The 16,650-nt window shown below is 74.0% G+C and carries 12 protein-coding genes; 6 read left to right on the top strand and 6 right to left on the bottom strand.

Annotated features, from left to right (window positions below):
* Positions 1–129: 129 nt before the first annotated feature.
* Both purB and NWP10_RS05655 read right to left on the bottom strand, forming a co-directional pair.
* The gene (purB, locus tag NWP10_RS05660) at positions 130–1,584 is read right to left on the bottom strand and encodes an adenylosuccinate lyase (protein ID WP_258300177.1); all 1,455 of its coding nucleotides are present in this window, start codon (positions 1,582–1,584) and stop codon (positions 130–132) included.
* 51 nt (positions 1,585–1,635) lie between these two features.
* Positions 1,636–2,145 carry a DUF421 domain-containing protein gene (locus NWP10_RS05655; RefSeq protein ID WP_258300176.1) on the bottom strand — a complete coding sequence of 170 codons (510 nt, stop codon included), beginning with the start codon at positions 2,143–2,145 and terminating at the stop codon, positions 1,636–1,638.
* A gap of 113 nt (positions 2,146–2,258) precedes the next feature.
* Between NWP10_RS05655 and NWP10_RS05650 the strand changes: the two genes are divergently transcribed.
* Together NWP10_RS05650 and NWP10_RS05645 are read left to right on the top strand one after the other, a co-directional pair.
* On the top strand, positions 2,259–3,518 hold the full coding sequence (locus NWP10_RS05650) for a DUF2254 domain-containing protein (RefSeq protein ID WP_184173387.1): 1,260 nt from the start codon (positions 2,259–2,261) through the stop codon (positions 3,516–3,518).
* On the top strand, positions 3,518–4,426 hold the full coding sequence (locus tag NWP10_RS05645) for a mechanosensitive ion channel family protein (protein WP_258300175.1): 909 nt from the start codon (positions 3,518–3,520) through the stop codon (positions 4,424–4,426). Before NWP10_RS05650 ends, NWP10_RS05645 begins: the two co-directional genes overlap by 1 nt.
* Here the strand turns inward: NWP10_RS05645 and NWP10_RS05640 are convergent.
* Positions 4,418–5,032, bottom strand: coding sequence for a GNAT family N-acetyltransferase (locus tag NWP10_RS05640; RefSeq protein WP_258300174.1), 615 nt, complete (start codon positions 5,030–5,032; stop codon positions 4,418–4,420). The genes NWP10_RS05645 and NWP10_RS05640 overlap by 9 nt on opposite strands.
* Before the next feature lie 141 nt (positions 5,033–5,173).
* On the opposite strand from NWP10_RS05640, the gene NWP10_RS05635 reads away from it, so the two are divergent.
* Positions 5,174–6,754: an AMP-binding protein gene (locus tag NWP10_RS05635; RefSeq protein ID WP_258300173.1), complete on the top strand. Its 1,581-nt coding sequence runs from the start codon at positions 5,174–5,176 to the stop codon at positions 6,752–6,754.
* A gap of 1 nt (position 6,755) precedes the next feature.
* Here NWP10_RS05635 and NWP10_RS05630 read toward each other — a convergent pair whose 3' ends face one another.
* Entirely contained in the window at positions 6,756–10,346 is a 3,591-nt protein-coding gene (locus tag NWP10_RS05630) for a bifunctional RecB family nuclease/DEAD/DEAH box helicase (protein WP_258300172.1), read from the bottom strand.
* Positions 10,347–10,542: 196 nt separating this feature from the next.
* Between NWP10_RS05630 and NWP10_RS05625 the strand changes: the two genes are divergently transcribed.
* From NWP10_RS05625 to NWP10_RS05615, 3 genes are all read left to right on the top strand, one after another.
* Entirely contained in the window at positions 10,543–10,959 is a 417-nt protein-coding gene (locus NWP10_RS05625) for a PaaI family thioesterase (RefSeq protein WP_258300171.1), read from the top strand.
* Positions 10,960–11,032: 73 nt separating this feature from the next.
* Positions 11,033–12,382 carry a phenylacetate--CoA ligase family protein gene (locus NWP10_RS05620; protein WP_158493979.1) on the top strand — a complete coding sequence of 450 codons (1,350 nt, stop codon included), beginning with the start codon at positions 11,033–11,035 and terminating at the stop codon, positions 12,380–12,382.
* A 93-nt stretch (positions 12,383–12,475) separates the two neighbouring features.
* Entirely contained in the window at positions 12,476–13,087 is a 612-nt protein-coding gene (locus tag NWP10_RS05615; protein WP_158493980.1) for a TetR/AcrR family transcriptional regulator, read from the top strand.
* 113 nt (positions 13,088–13,200) lie between these two features.
* Here NWP10_RS05615 and NWP10_RS05610 read toward each other — a convergent pair whose 3' ends face one another.
* Positions 13,201–14,139, bottom strand: a complete 939-nt coding sequence (locus tag NWP10_RS05610) for a hypothetical protein (RefSeq protein WP_258300170.1) — start codon at positions 14,137–14,139, stop codon at positions 13,201–13,203.
* A 162-nt stretch (positions 14,140–14,301) separates the two neighbouring features.
* Positions 14,302–16,422: a phenylacetic acid degradation bifunctional protein PaaZ gene (gene paaZ, locus NWP10_RS05605; RefSeq protein WP_258300169.1), complete on the bottom strand. Its 2,121-nt coding sequence runs from the start codon at positions 16,420–16,422 to the stop codon at positions 14,302–14,304.
* Positions 16,423–16,650 lie beyond the last annotated feature (228 nt).

Raw genomic sequence — 16,650 nt, 5'->3', positions numbered from 1 at the left:
CACCAGAGGTGTGCTCAGGTCGTGACCATCCTGTCCTCGGATCGTGGCCTGGGCGTCCGAGCCCGCCGGGGGCTGACGCCCAGGCCGCGTCCGGGCCGCCCTGGGCAGGCCGGCCTGCGGCCCGTCCGGTCAGCGGCCCGAGGCCGCCGGCCCGAACTCGCGGGCCAGGTCCGCGGCCACGCCCGTGTAGCCGGCCGGGGTGAGCTCGAGCAGGCGCGCCTGGGCGCCGTCGGACAGGCCGAGCCCGCGCACGAACTCGCGCATGCGCGCCCCGTCCACGCGGTGGCCGCGGGTGAGCTCCTTGAGGCGCTCGTAGGGGTTGTCCATGCCCGGCACGCCGGCGATCGCCTCGGCGCGCATGACGGTCTGGATCGCCTCGCCGAGGACCTCCCAGTTCGTGTCGAGGTCCTCGGCCAGCACCGGCTCGGCCACCTGGAGCTGGCCCATGCCCTTGGTGACGTTGGTGAGGGCGAGCACCGAGTGGCCGAGGGCCACGCCGATGTTGCGCTGCGACGTCGAGTCCGTGAGGTCGCGCTGCCAACGGGACTCCACGAGGGTGGCGCCCAGCGAGTCGAGCAGGGCGCACGAGAGCTCGAGGTTGGCCTCGGCGTTCTCGAAGCGGATGGGGTTCACCTTGTGCGGCATCGTGGAGGAGCCGGTCGCGCCGGCCACGGGGATCTGCGTGAAGTAGCCGATGGAGATGTAGCTCCACACGTCCACGCAGAAGCCGTGGAGGATCCGGTTGAAGCGCGCGACGTCGGCGTACAGCTCCGCCTGCCAGTCGTGGGACTCGATCTGGGTGGTCAGCGGGTTCCAGGTGAGGCCGAGGTGCTCCACGAAGGACCGGGAGAGGGCCGGCCAGTCCGCGTCCGGGGCGGCGGCGAGGTGGGCGGCGTAGGTGCCGGTGGCGCCGTTGATCTTGCCCAGGTACTCCTGGGCGGCGATGCGCCGGGTCTGACGCGTGAGACGGTGCACGAACACGGACATCTCCTTGCCCAGCGTGGTGGGCGTGGCCGGCTGGCCGTGCGTGCGGGAGAGCATGGGGGTCTCGGCGGCTTCGGCGGCCATCGCGGAGACGGTGGCCACGGCGGCGCGGGCGGCCGGCAGCCAGACCTGCTCGACGGCGTCGCGCACACCCACCGCGTAGGCGAGGTTGTTGATGTCCTCGGAGGTGCACGCGAAGTGCACGAGCGGCTTCAGCCGGCCCAGGCCCAGCCCCTCGAGGCGGTCGGCGATGAAGTACTCGACGGCCTTCACGTCGTGCACCGTGACCTTCTCGGTGGCCGCCAGCTCGGCGACGGAGTCGGCGTCGAAATCCGTGACGATGGCCCGAAGGCCGGCCTTCTGCTCGTCCGTGAGGGGCGTCAGGCCCGGCAGCACGGCGTGCTCGGCGAGATGGATGAACCACTCCACCTCCACGTGGATGCGGTTGCGGTTCAGCGCCGCCTCGGAGAGGTGCTCCACGAGCGGCGCGACGGCGGCGCGGTACCGGCCGTCCAGCGGGCCGAGGGCCGCGCCGGAGTCGGCCAGGGAGCGGCGGTGGTCAGTGGACGCGGGGGAGGGGCCTGCGGGCTGCGTGGTCATGGCTCCATTCTGGCACCGCGGGTGGACGCCGTTCGGCGGCGGGACCCTTGATCACCACGCACCGACATCGGCGAGGGCGGACTCGTCGCCCAGGGAGGAGGTCGGGATCACCGACAGGGTGCCGTCCGACTCGAGGCAGACCGCCGCCACCTGGTCGAGCCCGCCGATGCCCTGGGAACGCACGGCCTGGCGCACCTCGTCCTCCGTGAGCCGGCCCTCGGCCACGGCATCGGTCAGGAGTCGCCCGTGCCGCACCAGGAGGGTGGGCTCCGAGCGGACGAGCGAGGTCTGCACTCGCCGCCGGGAGGTCAGCCAGGAGACGATCACCTGCAGCAGCAGGAGCACTGCGAAGCCGGTGAGCCCGGCCACGAGCGCCGTCCCCGAGGCGGTGACGGTGCTGGCCAGCACCGAGCCGAGGGCCACCGTGACGATCATGTCGAAGGCGTTGAGCTTGGCCAGGGAGCGCTTCCCGCTGACCCGCAGGAGCACGACGACGGCCACGTAGGCCAGCGGGGTGACGATCAGGATGCGCAGGAACTCGTCGAGGGAGGGGAGGAGCATCGGGCCAGTCTGCTGTGCGCGCGGCGGACACGGCCAGCGCCGCCGCTCGGGGCGGGCCGTCCGAGTCCGGACTGGGCGGGCGCGACCGCGCCGATCCTGCTTGACTGTCCCCCATGAGCACCGCCCCCGCCCTCGTCACCGTGGTCGAGCGGCCGCACAGCATCCGGCACATGTCGCCCCTGCGGAGGCTGTTCCGCCCGTTCTGGGTGATCCCGGCGCTCGTGAGCCTGGCCGCCGTCGTCGTGGGCCTGACCCTGCCGCTCGTGGACGCGGGCCTGCGCCACCAGATCGGCGTGGCCTTCCCGGGCGGACCGGACGGGGCGCGCAGCGTGCTGGGCACCATCGCGAGCGCGATGATCTCGGTGACGGGCCTCGTCTTCTCCATCACCATGGTCGTGATGCAGCTGGCGAGCAGCCAGTTCAGCCCCCGCATCCTCCAGGACTTCCTCTCCACGCGGATCACGCAGTGGACGCTCGGGGCGTTCGTCGCCTCCTTCGTCTACTCCCTGACCGTGCTGCGGGAGGTGCGCGGCGCGTCCGGCGGCGGGGAGGTCTTCGTGCCCCAGCTGTCCGTCTCCCTGGCCTACGTCCTGGTGCTGACCGCGTTCGCGCTGTTCCTCGCGTTCATCCGCACGATCATGTCCCTGATCCAGGTGTCCGACGTCGTCAGCCGCATCGGCGAGGCCACGTGCCGAGCGGTGGAGGAGCACTTCCCCGAGGCCGACGACGCCCCGGAGCGGGGGACGTGGGCGCCGTCGGGCCCGGAGCGGACCGTGCGGGCGGGCGACCGGCACGGGCACGTCGTCGAGGTGGACGAGCGTCGGCTCGCCGCCCTGGCACGCGAGCACGACCTCCACGTGGAGCTCCTGGTGGGTCCGGGGGACTTCGTCGCCCCCGGCACCGCCTTGGCCCGGGTATGGGGCGACACCGCCGAGGACGCGGACGAGGGCGTGGAGAAGGCCCTGGCGCTCGGTTCCCAGCGCAGCCTGCCGCAGGACCCGGCCTTCGGGGTGCGGCAGCTCGTGGACGTCGCGGAGCGCGCGCTCTCCCCGGGCATCAACGACCCGACGACGGCCACGCAGGTCCTCGCCGAGCTGCGCGTGATCCTCGGGCGGGCGGTCACCCGCCGCGACGCGCCCCGGCACGTGGCGGACGAGGACGGGGCGCCGCGCGTCGCCCTGCGGAGCGACACGGTGGAGGACCTGCTGCGGCTGGCCGTGGAGGAGGTCGCGCACTACGGGGCGGACACCCTGCAGGTGCCGCGGGCCCTCGAGCAGCTGCTCGGGGAACTGGACGCCGTCGCTCTGCCGGAGCACCGGCCGGCGCTGGACCGCACACGGGCGCTGGTCGCCCGCCGGACGGAGGACGACTGATGGACCTGCCACAGATCACACCGCTCGCCGTCGCCGTGGGGCTGGCCGTCGCCGTCGTCGGCTGGCTCCTGGGGCGACTGCTCGGGGCCGGTGTCGCCTGGCTGTTCGCGCGCCGGGGCCGCAGCCCCAGTTCCGCGCGGGTCTTCGGCAAGCTCGTGGCCGTCGGCGTCACGGTGCTGTCCCTGGGCGCCGCGGTGACCGTCGTGTTCCCCAGCGTGAAGCCGGTGGACCTCCTCGGGGGCATCGGCGTCATCTCGATCGCGGCCGGCATCGCGTTCCAGACCGTGCTCGGCAACATGTTCGCGGGCATGGTGATCCTCGCGCGGGACCGCTTCCGGGTGGGCGACCAGATCCAGGTCGGCGAGCACGCCGGCAACGTCGTGGAGATGGGGCTGTCCTCGACCGCCGTCAAGACCTTCGACGGGCGCCTCGTGCTGATCCCGAACCAGATGCTGCACTCCCAGGCCGTGACCGTGCAGACCGGCTTCAGTGCCGTGCGCTCCTCCCTGCGGGTCGACGTCGAGACGGGGAACGACCTGGCGCGGACCCGGGAGATCGCCGTGCGGGCGATGTCAGAGCTGCCCCAGGTGCTCCGGGACCCAGCGCCGCAGGCGCTGCTCGCCTCCGTGGGCGTGAGCACGGTGGGCATGGACCTGCGGTTCTGGTCCGGCGCGCGGCAGATGGAGACGAAGGAGGCCATGGACGCCGTCATCCACGCCGTCCTCACCGCCTTCGAGCGGAACGGCGTGGCCACGGGCGACGACGTCCGCGTGGTCGACGCCGGCCCGGAGCTGCGCCGCATCCTGGAGGGACCGGGTGCTCCGAGAGGGCAGGGCGGCCCCGATTACCCCGGTGGGCTCGCCGGTCCGGGTGAGCCGGACAGGGCAGCCCGCCCCGGCTCAGACTGAGGCGCGGGCGGAGTCCCAGTCCCGGCGTAGCAGGGCGAGACGGACCGAGTCCCATCGCCGGCCCTCCCAGGAGCGGGCCTCGGGGATGCGGGCGACCTCGGTGTACCCGACGCGGACCGCCGACGCGATCATCCGCGCGTTGCCGGACCACGTGACCAGGCTCAGCAGGTGCGCGTCCGTCTCCGCGAACGACGCGTCCGACCACAGCGTGAGCGCCGCCCGCCCGACGCCGCGTCCCCACGTGGTCGGGTCGAACAGCAGGATGCCGAGCTCCCACCAGCCCGAGCCCGCCGGATGCTGCTCCGTGCGGGTCACGAGACCGACGGGGGTGCCGTCCACCGTGACGACCCGGACGTCAGGGTCGCCGACGCGCCGGCGCGCGTGGTCGGCGTCGAAGTCCACGCGGCTCGGCGGGGCGGCCGTGTCCGCGGCGTGGAAGTAGGGGGCGTCCCACCACTTCCACTCGGGGTCCTCGGCGCCGTGGATCCAGGTCCACAGGAAGTCGGCGTCGTCGGCGGCCACCGGGCGCAGCGCGACGTCGGTCCGGGGCGGGGCGTCCGCGCGCGTCCCGGAGGGGCGAGGGGTGGCGGGATCGAGCTCGGTCATGGCGCCATCCTGCCCTCCGCCGCGACGGGGTGGCGAGTGCAACATGCGGACGCGTCCGGTGGCCCGGGGCGCGGTGGACCTACCGTGGCTGACGTCGCCGTCGCCCGGCGTCGGCATGCCGAGAGGGATGAGGAGACCGAGATGACGGAACGGACCGGGCAGGCCCACGAGGCCGGGACGATCGACCGGCTGATGGCCGGGTGGGTCGCCGACGTCGAGACCCCGGACGCCTGCGCCGCCCACCTGCTCTGCGACCGCTGGCCGGCCGACGCCGTGGCGTTCCGGTTCGTGGCGGAGGACATGTCCGCCGTCGACCTCACCTTCGGCGAGCTGGCCGACCGCTCCCGCCGCCTCGCCACCGGTCTCGCCGCCCGCGGCGTCACGCGCGGCGACCGGGTCCCCGTGATGATGTCCAAACGGGAGGAGCTCGTCATCACGCTGCTGGCCCTGTGGCGGCTCGGCGCCGTGCACGTGCCGCTGTTCACCGCGTTCGCCGCGGGCGCCGCGCGGATGCGCATCGAGGGCGCGGCGGCGCGGCTCGTCGTCGCCGAGCCCCGTCAGGCCGAGAAGCTCACGGACATCCCCGGCATCGAGATCATCCGCACCGGCGCGGAGTGGGACGCGCTCGCGGACTCCGCGCCGCTGGCCGAGGACGTCGCCGTCGGCGGGGACGCGCCGATCGCCCTGCTGTTCACCTCCGGCACCACCGGCCGCCCCAAGGGGGTGCCCGTGCCGCTGCGCGCGGCCGCCGCGTTCGCCGTCTACCTCACGTGCGCGGTGGACCTGCGCCCCGAGGACCTGTTCTGGAACGCGGCCGACCACGGCTGGGCGTACGGGCTGTACTACGGGATCGTCGGCACGCTGGTGCTCGGGGCGACCTCGGTGCAGTACCGCGGCGCGTTCTCCCCGGCGACCATGGTCGAGGTGATCCGCTCGCAGGGCGTCACGAACCTCGCCGGCGCCCCCACGATGTTCCGTGCGCTGGCCAAGGCCGGGGAGGTCACCGAGGACGCCCCGCTGCGGCTGCGGCGCGTGTCCACGGCGGGGGAGCCGCTGCCGCCGTCCGTGCTCGAGTGGGGCCGGTCGGCCCTCGGCACGGAGATCCGCGACCACTACGGCCAGACCGAGCTGGGCATGGTCATCTGCACCCTCGCGCACCCCGAGCTGGCCGCGCCGCCCCGCCCGGGTTCGATGGGTGTGCCCCTGCCGGGGATCGCCGCCCAGATCCGGGACGGGCAGATCGCGATCGACGCGGCCTCGCCCCTGTTCTGGTTCCCCGGCTACCTCGGGGAGCCGGAGAAGACCGCGGAGCGCTTCACCCCGGACGGGCGCTGGTACCTGACCGGGGACACCGCCCGGCAGGACGACGACGGCTGGTTCTTCTTCTCCTCCCGGGACGACGACGTGATCCTCGCCGCCGGGTACCGGATCGGCCCGTTCGACGTGGAGTCCGTGCTCATCGACCACCCGCGGGTGCAGGAGGTCGCCGTCGTCGGCCTGCCGGACCCGGAGGGGGTGCGGGGCGAGGAGGTCGTGGCGTTCGTGGTGCCCGCCGGGGCCGTCGTGGACCCGGACGCCCTGGCGGCCGAGCTGCAGGCGAAGGTCCGCGACGAGTACTCCAAGCACGCCTACCCGCGCCGGGTGCACTTCGTGGACCGGCTGCCCAAGACCCCCTCCGGCAAGCTGCAGCGGTTCCTGCTGCGCCAGGGCGCCGCCGACTGAGTCAGCGGTGCACGAGCCGCAGGAACGCGCCGATCATCGGCAGGTCCTCGGGCCCGGTGGGCAGCGCGTCCGCGAGGGCGGGGGAGTGGACGAGGTAGGCGGCCCACTGTCCGCGCGAGATGGACACGTTGAGCCGGTTCCGGTTCAGGAGGAAGTCCAGCCCGCGCGGCACCTCCTGTGGTGAGGACGCGGCCATCGTCAGGATCGCGACGGCGGCCTCCCGGCCCTGGAACTTGTCCACGGTGCCGACGGCGGTGCCCTCGAGGCCGGCGGCGTCGAGCGCCTCCCGGACCGTGGCGACCTGCGCGTTGTACGGGGCCACCACGATCACGTCGGACGGCTCGAGCGGCCGGCCGGGGTCGTCCGGGCCGGTGGACCAGGTGCGGCCGAGCAGTGACTGGATGATCTCGACGACGGCCGCGGCCTCCTCGGGCGAGGACACCGCGTTGCCCGTGTGGGAGACCGGCCAGGGGTGCAGCCCGGGCTCCACACCGTCGAGCCGGCGGGCGTCCGTGACCTCCTCCCGCGCGCCGAGCCGGCCGGCGTAGGAGAGCTCGGAGACCGCGCGGGTGAGCGCCGAGTGCATGCGCCACGAGGTGTCCAGGAAGAAGCCGCGGTCGGCGCGGAGCACGGGGGCGCCCTCCGCGATCCAGGTCAGGGCCGCGTCGCCGATGGGCTGGGGGTGCTCGCCCCTGCTGACCTGGGGGAGCTGCTGCGGGTCACCCAGCAGCAGCACCGTCTCGGCCAGGGCGCTCGCGCCCAGGAGGTGCGCGAGGGAGAGCTGCCCGGCCTCGTCCACCACCAGGAGGTCGACCGGCTGGGCCGCGGCGTTCGCGAAGGTCCACGCGGTGCCGCCCAGGACCCGGCCCGGTGCCAGGAAGGCATGGACCTCCGAGGAGCCCAGGGACGTCCAGCGGTGCAGTCCGTCCGGGTCCTTGGGCTCCTTGCCCACGCGGTCGGGGTCCACACCGACGCCGATCAGCTGGTCGAGGAAGTTCTCCACCACCGCGTGGGACTGGGCCGTGACACCGACCGTCCAGCCCCGGTCCAGGAGTTCCTTCACCGCGCGGCTGCCCACGTACGTCTTGCCGGTGCCGGGAGGGCCCTGCACGGCCACGTAGGAGCCGCGTGCGGACTCGACCGCCTCGACCAGGCCGCCGACGCCGTCCCGCCGGCCGTCTCGTACGTCCGCCCCGATCGCGGCGAGGGTCCGGCCCGTGGTGCGCGGGGCACGGCGCGCCAGGATGTCGAACACCGCTCCTTCCGGCAGCCGGCCGCGGCGGGCGGCCTCGGCGGCCTGCTCCCGGATGCGTTCGAGGAGGCCACCGGGCCGGACATAGTTGAGGTGGAACACCGCCATGGGCACCTCCGCGTGCGGTTCCGGCTCGTACTTGGCGCTGAGGCGCTGCAGCAGGCTGACGCGGAACCGGCCCGGTGCGATCTCCTCCACCTCGGTCACGTCCACGGGCGATCGGCTCTGCCAGCGGACGGCGTTGGGGGCCAGCTCCGCCCCGCGCGGCGGCTGCTCGTACAGGGCATTGAGCTTGAACCTCTCCTGGCTGTTCCGACGCGGCCGGACCTCGGTGCCCGGCTCGAGGCGCCCGGTCACGGTCAGCGTCCGGGCGGGGTTGCTCCTCGGGGTGGGACGTTCCCATGCGCCCACCGACTCGACGGTGTCGAACACCAGGTTCGCGCGCGGCTCCTGCCACTCGTCCGGGGCGGACACCGCCCGATCGAACATGGCCCACCACAGCGGCTTGTTCTCCCTCGCGAAGTAGCCCAGGCCCGCGGCCAGCAGGGCGATGCCGCGCCGCCCGCCGTCGAGCTCCGCCTCCGGGGCCCCCGTCCCGCCCGCCTCGCCCCTCTCGACGCCCGCCAGCGCCTGCAGCGAGGCGGCGAGGGCCGCGTCCTGCTCCTGGAGCGACGGCGCGGCCTCGACCAGCGGTTCGTCCCCGGTCGCGGCGTCGTCGACGGGACGGTCCGCGACGGCGGCCTCCTCGGGCTCGACCTGCGCCAGCAGCCAGTCCCGCAGCCGCGCCGTGGAGACGCAGTCGTACCGGTTGTAGTCCTCGATGTCGGCGCGGATCGCCCTCGCGACCTCGGTGTCCCCGGCCTCCATCGCGGCGACGTACCGGTGGTACTCGGTGACGCTGTCCGCCGCCGTCGTGACGCCGTCCTCCGCCCGGTGCTCCGCCCCCATGTAGAGGGGCTCCAGCTTCTTGATGGAGTAGCTCGGCACACCGGCCCGCAGGGCGGCGCGGACCGTGGAGTAGAGGTCCACGAACAACCCCGCGCGCAGCCAGTCGTCCAGCTCGCGCTCGCCCACGCCGTGGCGCACGGTCAGGCGTTTCAGCGCGGTGACCTCGTACGCGGCGTAGTGGTAGATCCGCATCCCCGGGTGGGCCGCGCGCCGCGCCTCCACGAACGCCACGAACTGCTCGAGCGCCGCCCGCTCCTCGCCGCGGGTGTCCGCCCACAGCCCCGTGAACCGGAAGTCCCCGAAGGCCGTGCCGGCGGTGTCCCCGCCCGGGGCCTCCACCCAGCCCCACAGGTACTCCAGCCCCTCCATCTCACCGGAGGGGGCGGTCCACAGCGGGTCGCCCTCGAAGTCGAAGAACACGTCCCCCTCGCTGGGCTCGGGCAGCCCGAGGATCGGCACCGGGTCCACGATGGTGAACGGCGGGGTCCCGTCCGGCCGCCGGGGCGCCAGCTGGGCCGCGGCCTGGTCCCGCAGCGCCCGCCACGTGCGCTCCGGCATCCCCGCGGGGGCCGCGGCGGAGTCCGCCAGCTGCTCGATGGTCTCGATCCCGGCCTCCCGCAGCCGCGTGCGCTGCAGGCGGGTGGCCCCGGCGGTGAGCAGCACGTCCCGGTGCGCCTCCACCGCCTCCGCGCAGGCCTCGCACGCCCCGCAGACCGCCAGGGCGTCGTCGCCCCAGCGGGCGGGCTCCCCGGAGGCCACGTGTGCCCGCAGCAGGCGCTCCAGCCGGGCCCGCTGGTGCCGATACACCGGGATGACCTCGGCGAGGTCCGCCCGGTGCCGGGTGCCGTCGCCCAGCCAGAGGCTGCCGTGCCGGGTGCGCGGCACGCCCATCCCGTCCAGCAGGTCCGCGTAGGCGGCGACCTGCAGCAGCGCCGTCACGCGGGCGTGCCGGGCCAGCTTGGTGTCCACCACCTCGTAGGCGCCCTCGGGGTGCTCCTCGTCCCGGCGCAGCACCAGGAAGTCGGCGAGGCCGCCGAACGCGCCGTCGTGCAGCATCGCCTGGAAGACGACGGCGGGCCGCCCCGCCAGCGCCTCCGCGGTCCGCTCGCCCGCGGCCGCCACGGTGGCCGCGGTGTACGGGCTCGGCCGTTCCAGCCGCACCACCTGCTCCTCGCCATGCTCGGCCACCAGGCCCCTGAGGGCGCGCTCCTCGTGGGCGTCGCCGAGCCCGGACACGCGCTTCAGCATGGGGTCCTCGACGGCGAGCCGCGGCGCCCGCCCCAGCGCCGGATCCACCTTCATGCGCAGCCACCCGTAGGTGCACGTGGCGGCGGCCGTGATGTCCGAGGGGCTGAGGGAGACGAGCGTGCCGTCGGGCGCGATGCTGACCATGGCCACACCCTAGGCGTGACGCCGGACACGGCAAGGCCGCACCGGTCCGCGCCCGCCGTCGTCATCCGGTGTCACGAGGTGGGCGGCGCGCCGGTCCGACTTGACGCAGGTCACATCGACGGAGTTACCTAATGATCGTTCAGTAATTGGACGCGCGCCCCCGCGCGCGCTCCGCGCCCCACCCCGGGAGAGGACCATGGCCGAGACCCCCCACCACCCCCAGTTCGCGGCGGACCGCGTCGCGCAGTGGCTCGGCGTCACCCTCGAGGTCGCGGAGAAGGGCCACGCCCGCATCCGGATGACCCTGACCGAGGACCACCACAACGGCTTCGGCATGGCCCACGGCGGCGCGGTGTTCGCCTTCGCGGACTCCTGCTTCGCCCTGACCTGCAACGACCCTGGCGGGGACGGCTCCACCATCACCGTCGCCTCCGGCGTCGACGTGAACTTCCTGGCCGGCACCCGCGCCGGGCAGACCCTCGTCGCGGAGGGCCGCCTGGTCGCCGCCGCCGGCCGCTCGGCCGTCTACGACATCACCGTCACCACCGACGACGGCACACCGGTGGCCGCCTTCCGCGGCCGCTCCCGCACCATCCCCGCCCCCGGACGCTGACCGAGGGGCGCACCCGCCGGTGCGCCGCCGTCGTCGACCGCCGCCCCACCGCCCAAACACCCAGGAGGACGCCATGCTCGAGGCCTCGATCCCCAACCCGTACACGCCGGCACCCCTGCCCGCCCCTGCAGACCGCGGGGCGCAGGACCCCGAGGAGACGATGAGCCGGGACCAGATCGAGGCGCTCCAGTTCGAGCGCCTCCGCTGGTCCCTGCACCACGCCTACGAGAACGTGCCCGCCTACACCGAGCACTTCGACGCCCACGGCGTGCACCCCTCCGACTTCAAGGCGCTCGAGGACCTCGCCAAGTTCCCGTACACGGACAAGGAGTTCCTGCGGAAGAACTACCCGTTCGGCGCCTTCGCCGCCCAGGGCCCCGAGCTGCGCCGCATCCACGCCTCCTCCGGCACCACCGGCCAGCCCACCGTGGTCGGCTACACCGACGATGACCTGGCCACGTGGGCCACCCTCGTCGCCCGCTGCTTCCGCGCCGGCGGCATCCGCCCCGGTGACCGCGTGCACAACGCGTACGGCTACGGCCTCTTCACCGGCGGCCTCGGCGCCCACTACGGCGCCGAGCGCATCGGGGCGGCTGTGATCCCGATGTCCGGCGGGCAGACGGAGAAGCAGGTGCAGCTGATCACCGACTTCCAGCCGCGCGCCATCCTCTCCACGCCCACCTACCTGCTGACCATCGCGGACGGCTTCAAGAAGCTCGGCCTGGACCCCCGCGAGTCCTCCCTCGAGGTCGCGATCCTCGGCGCCGAGCCGTGGACCGACGAGATGCGCCGCGAGATCGAGCAGACCTTCGACCTCGACGCCCTGGACATCTACGGCCTCTCCGAGGTCATGGGCCCGGGCGTGGCCGGCGAGTCCGCGGCCACCAAGGACGGCTCCCACATCTGGGAGGACCACTTCCGCCCCGAGATCATCGACCCGCTCACGGACGAGGTCCTCGAGACCGGCCGCCACGGCGAGCTCGTCTTCACCTCGCTCACCAAGCAGGCGCTGCCGATCATCCGGTACCGCACCCACGACCTCACCCGCCTGCTGCCGGGCACCACGCACCCGGGCCACCGCCGCATGGGCCGCATCACGGGCCGGTCGGACGACATGATCATCCTGCGCGGCGTGAACCTGTTCCCGTCGCAGATCGAGGAGCTGGCCCTCAAGGAGCCGGCCCTGTCGCCGCACTTCACCCTCGAGATCACCCGCCCGGACCGCATGGACCAGATGGCCGTGAACATCGAGCGCCGCGATCATGCGACCCTCGAGGAGGCCCAGGCCTGCGCCGCGCACCTGCGCATGGAGATCAAGACGAAGATCGGCTCCTCGTGCGTGATCAACGTGGTGGAGCCGGAGACCCTGGCCCGCTCCTCCGGCAAGCTCAAGCGGATCTACGACCTGCGCGACAAGGGCTGATCCCGCCGACGCCCCCCTCAGCCCGACGGCGGGCGGGCCGGTACAGTGAAGCGGTCCGGCCGCCGTCGGCGTCTCCCCCGAAGAAGGTCCCCCGTGCCCCACAGCAGCACCGCCCCGCGCCGCGGGCGTCCCGGCTACGACCGGCAGACGCTCCTGACGGTGTGCGTGGACGTGTTCAACCGGCACGGCTACGAGGCCACGTCCATGGGGATGCTGGCCCAGCACCTGGGCATCTCCAAGTCCGCGATCTACCACCACGTGGAGTCCAAGGAGGCGATCCTCGAGCAGGCGCTCGACGACGCCCTGGACGCCCTCGAGGCCTCCCTCGACGGCGTGATGGCCGACTTCGCCGGCCCCGGCGAGCAGGTCGAGGCGGCGGTGCGCGGCACCCTGCGCGTGCTCGTGGAGAAGATGCCCGAGGTCACCCTCCTGCTGCGCCTGCGCGGCAACTCGGCGGTGGAGCTGGCCGCCATGGAGCGCCGCCGCGCCATCACCCGGCGCCTGGGCGAGATGATCGCCGCCGCCCAGGAGGCCGGCGCCGTCCGTGGGGACATCACCCCCCGGAACCTCGCCCGCCTCGCGCTGGGCATGATCAACTCGATCGTCGACTGGTACCGGCCCGAGTCGGACTCCCCGGGCCACAAGTCGGTCACCGAGATGGTCGACGCCGTGACCCGCGTCGTGCTCGGCGGCCTGCGCGGCTGACCCGCCGCCCCGCTCCGGCCTCCGCCCCCCGCCCCCGCACCCACCGCTTTCGTGTGGGAAACGGGAGCCTACGGGACGTTTTCGTGCGGGGAACGGGAGCCTGCGGGGCGCCCTCAGCCCTCCAGCGCCGCCTCCAGGTCCTCCACGAGGGCCACTGCGCGCTCCTCGGCGCCCTCGGGCACGCCGGCGCCGTCCTCGCCCTGGGAGACCGCGTACACCCGGTCTCCGACCTGGACCACCGTGGACACCGCGTAGATGATGCTGCCCGACACGGGCACGACCGTGAACGCGGTCTCGCCCGGCGCGCCCGTCAGCGGCTCGACCGAGGAGACCCCCATCGAGGACATCTCCTGGCCCTCGCACGCCTCCGCCGCGTCACGGGCGGCCTCGGCCACCGACCGGGCCGTGGCCTCATCCGGGTAGACGGCCACCTGGACGCCGAGGGGCTCGACCTGGAGCCCCGGCCGGCCCGAGGCGGCGGTGCCGTCCGTGGACCCGCCCGTCGTGGACGCCGTCTGCGGCTGCGCGTACCAGGCGGCCTGGGCGGCGCCGGACGCCTGGTCCGCCTCCCGGGCGGCGCGCGTGGCGTCCTCGCAGGCCCGCCGGCCGGCGTCGTCCCCGGCGTCTTCCGCCAGGGCGTCGACAATCGCCGCGTCCTCCTCCAGGGCGGCCTTGCGCTCCAGCGGGGAGGAGAACGTCTGGCCCAGCTCGGCCGCGGGCCCGGCGGCATCCTGCACCACCGCGCGCAGCCGCGTGGCGGACTCCCCGGAGAGCTCCTCGGGCAGGTCCAGGGACAGGGCGGTCGCGGTGGGCGTGCTCGACGCGGAGGACGACGACGCGGCCCCCGAGCTCGACGCCGCCCCCGACGGCGACGACGTCGCCCCGGTGCTCGACGCGGCCGGCGACGGGGACGTGGAGGGCTGCGCGGCGTCGTCGTCCCCTCCGCCGCAGGCGGTCAGGGCGAGGGCGGCGGCCGTGAGCAGGCCGAAGGCGAGGGCGGGGCGGCGCGGGCGGCCCGGCCGGCGCGGGGTCAGGGGCGTCGTCGCGTTCATGGATCCACGGTAGCCGGGCAGGTGACGTGCGTCACCGCCGGTGCGGCGGTCCGTGGCCGAGTCGAGACGCGCCGAGGGCCGGGGAGCACGTGCTCCCCGGCCCTCGAGCGCGGCGTCGGGCTGCCGGGCGGTCGGCTCACGCCGACGCCCGGTCCCGGCCGATCAGGCCTGCGCGGCCTCGTCCTGCTCCGCCATGGGCCAGGTCTTGGCCACGAGCGTCAGCACGTCGTACTGCGCCACCAGCTCGTCGTTCTGGTTGTGCAGTCGGCAGTCCCACGCCACCTCGCCGTACTCGTCCGTCACACGCGGGGTGATCTTCTTCGCGGTGAGGGTGACGCGGATGGAGTCGTCGTAGGTCACGGGCGTGACGAACCGCAGGCGCTCCAGGCCGTAGTTGGCCAGGACCGGGCCCGGATCCGGGGCCACGAACAGGCCGGCGGCCCAGGAGACGAGCAGGTAGCCGTGGGCCACGCGGCGCGGGAAGAACGGGTTGGCCATGGCGGCCTCCTCGTCCGTGTGCGCGTAGAACTTGTCCCCGGTCTCCTCCGCGAAGGCGGTGATGTCCTGCAGGGTCACGGTGCGCAGGCCGGAGGCGAACTGGTCGCCGATCCGCAGCTCCTCGAGGGACTTGTAGAACGGGTGCTTCGCCTTGCCGGCGTCCACGTCCTCGCGGGTCACGGTCTGCGCCGCGGCGCCCTGGTGCCACACGCCGGTCACGGCGGTGAGGATGTCCGGGGAGCCCTGGATGGCGGTGCGCTGCATGTAGTGCTTCACGGCGCGGACGCCGCCGAGCTCCTCGCCGCCGCCGGCGCGACCGGGGCCGCCGTGCACCAGCACCGGCACGGGGGCGCCGTGGCCGGTGGTGGTCTTGGCGGTCTGGCGGTTCAGGAAGTGCACGCGGCCGTGGTGGGCGCCGATGCCGGCGGCGAACGCGCGGGCGGTCTCGCCGTCGTTGGTGGCCACCGTGGCCACGAGCGAGCCGGAGCCCAGCGCGGCCAGGGCGACGGCGTCCTCGACGTCCGTGTAGCCGACCACCGAGGTGACCGGGCCGAAGGCCTCCACGGCGTGCACCTCGGGGGTGCGGGCGTCGTCGAAGGAGAGCACGGTGGGGGCGAAGAACGCGCCGGACTCGGCGTCGGCGTCGCCGGTCGAGCCCTCGGGGCCGCCGAGGCGGACCTGACCGCCGGCGTCGACCAGGCGCTGCACCGCGCCGCGGACCTCGCTCTGCTGCTCCTTCGAGGCCAGGGCGCCCATGGTGGTGCCCTCGACGCGCGGGTCGCCCAGGACGACCTTGCCCAGGCGGGCGGACAGCGCCTCCACGACGGCGTCCATGCGGTCCTGCGGGACGATCACGCGGCGGATGGCGGTGCACTTCTGGCCGGCCTTGACGGTCATCTCCTGGACGACGACCTTCACGAACGCCTCGAACTCCGGGGACTCGGGGTCCGCGTCCGGGCCGAGGATGGCGGCGTTGAGGGAGTCGGTCTCCGCGGTGAAGCGGACGCCGCCCTCCTGCACGTTCGGGTGCTTGCGCAGGGTCTGCGCGGTGGCGGCCGAGCCGGTGAAGGAGACGTGGTCGCGGTAGTCCAGGTGGTCCAGCAGGTCGCGGGCCGAGCCGGAGATCAGCTGCAGCGAGCCCTCGGGCAGCACGCCCGACTCGAGCATCAGCTCCACGCACTTCTGGGTGACGTAGCCGGTGGGGGTCGCCGGCTTCACCACGGTGGGCACGCCCGCCACGAAGGACGGGGCGAACTTCTCGAGCATGCCCCACACCGGGAAGTTGAACGCGTTGATCTGCACGGCCACGCCGGGGATGCGCTGGTAGATGTGCTCGCCGATGAAGGAGCCGTCGCGGGAGAGGGGCTCCACGGGGCCGTCGGTGATGACGTTGGAGTTCGGCAGCTCGCGGCGGCCCTTGCCGGAGAAGGTGAAGAGGGTGCCGATGCCGCCGTCCACGTCGAACGCGTGGTCGCGCTGGGTGGCGCCGGTGGCGAAGGAGACGTCGTAGAGCTCCTGGATCCGGGAGTTCAGGTAGAGCGCCAGCTCCTTGAGCTTGAGGGCGCGCTCGTGGATGGTCAGCTCGCCGAGGGCCTTCTGGCCGACGGTGCGGGCGTGCTCGATGGCCGCGGCGGTGTCGAGGCCGTCGGTGGAGACGCCGGTGAGACGCTCGCCGGTGTTGGCGTCCGTCACCACGGTGACCTTGGAGGGGTTCTCGGGCGTCCACCAGGCGCCGTTGACGTAGCTGGGGAGGATCTCCGGGAGGGAGGGGAGGGTGACGGTCACGGGTGCTCCTGGTCTCGGGGGCTCGGACGAGTCCCGACCGATCGGTCGGTTATTGATGCTCACCCTAGCCGAGACGCGCGTCACGCGGGAGGGGCGGTCCACGTCGTGACGCGGGACGGCGGCTCTCGCGGGAAGCGGGGCTGGGGCTGGGGGCGCGGCGAGCCGGGCCCGGACCGGGGCGAGGCCGGGGCGGGCCGGCTGGGGCCGGGGCCGGGGTGAGGCTGAGGC

The sequence above is a fragment of the Micrococcus sp. HG099 genome (genome assembly GCF_024723355.1).
Classification (GTDB): domain Bacteria; phylum Actinomycetota; class Actinomycetes; order Actinomycetales; family Micrococcaceae; genus Micrococcus; species Micrococcus endophyticus.
This window is presented reverse-complemented; position numbering and strand designations above follow the sequence as displayed.

Bases quoted from the DNA above. Each gene is read 5' to 3' on its own strand.
- NWP10_RS05610 (WP_258300170.1), bottom strand. From the start codon at position 14,139: ATGAACGCGACGACGCCCCTGACCCCGCGCCGGCCGGGCCGCCCGCGC.
- purB (WP_258300177.1), bottom strand. From the start codon at position 1,584: ATGACCACGCAGCCCGCAGGCCCCTCCCCCGCGTCCACTGACCACCGC.
- NWP10_RS05620 (WP_158493979.1), top strand. From the start codon at position 11,033: ATGCTCGAGGCCTCGATCCCCAACCCGTACACGCCGGCACCCCTGCCC.
- NWP10_RS05655 (WP_258300176.1), bottom strand. From the start codon at position 2,145: ATGCTCCTCCCCTCCCTCGACGAGTTCCTGCGCATCCTGATCGTCACC.
- NWP10_RS05650 (WP_184173387.1), top strand. From the start codon at position 2,259: ATGAGCACCGCCCCCGCCCTCGTCACCGTGGTCGAGCGGCCGCACAGC.
- NWP10_RS05640 (WP_258300174.1), bottom strand. From the start codon at position 5,032: ATGACCGAGCTCGATCCCGCCACCCCTCGCCCCTCCGGGACGCGCGCG.
- NWP10_RS05630 (WP_258300172.1), bottom strand. From the start codon at position 10,346: ATGGTCAGCATCGCGCCCGACGGCACGCTCGTCTCCCTCAGCCCCTCG.
- NWP10_RS05635 (WP_258300173.1), top strand. From the start codon at position 5,174: ATGACGGAACGGACCGGGCAGGCCCACGAGGCCGGGACGATCGACCGG.
- NWP10_RS05625 (WP_258300171.1), top strand. From the start codon at position 10,543: ATGGCCGAGACCCCCCACCACCCCCAGTTCGCGGCGGACCGCGTCGCG.
- NWP10_RS05645 (WP_258300175.1), top strand. From the start codon at position 3,518: ATGGACCTGCCACAGATCACACCGCTCGCCGTCGCCGTGGGGCTGGCC.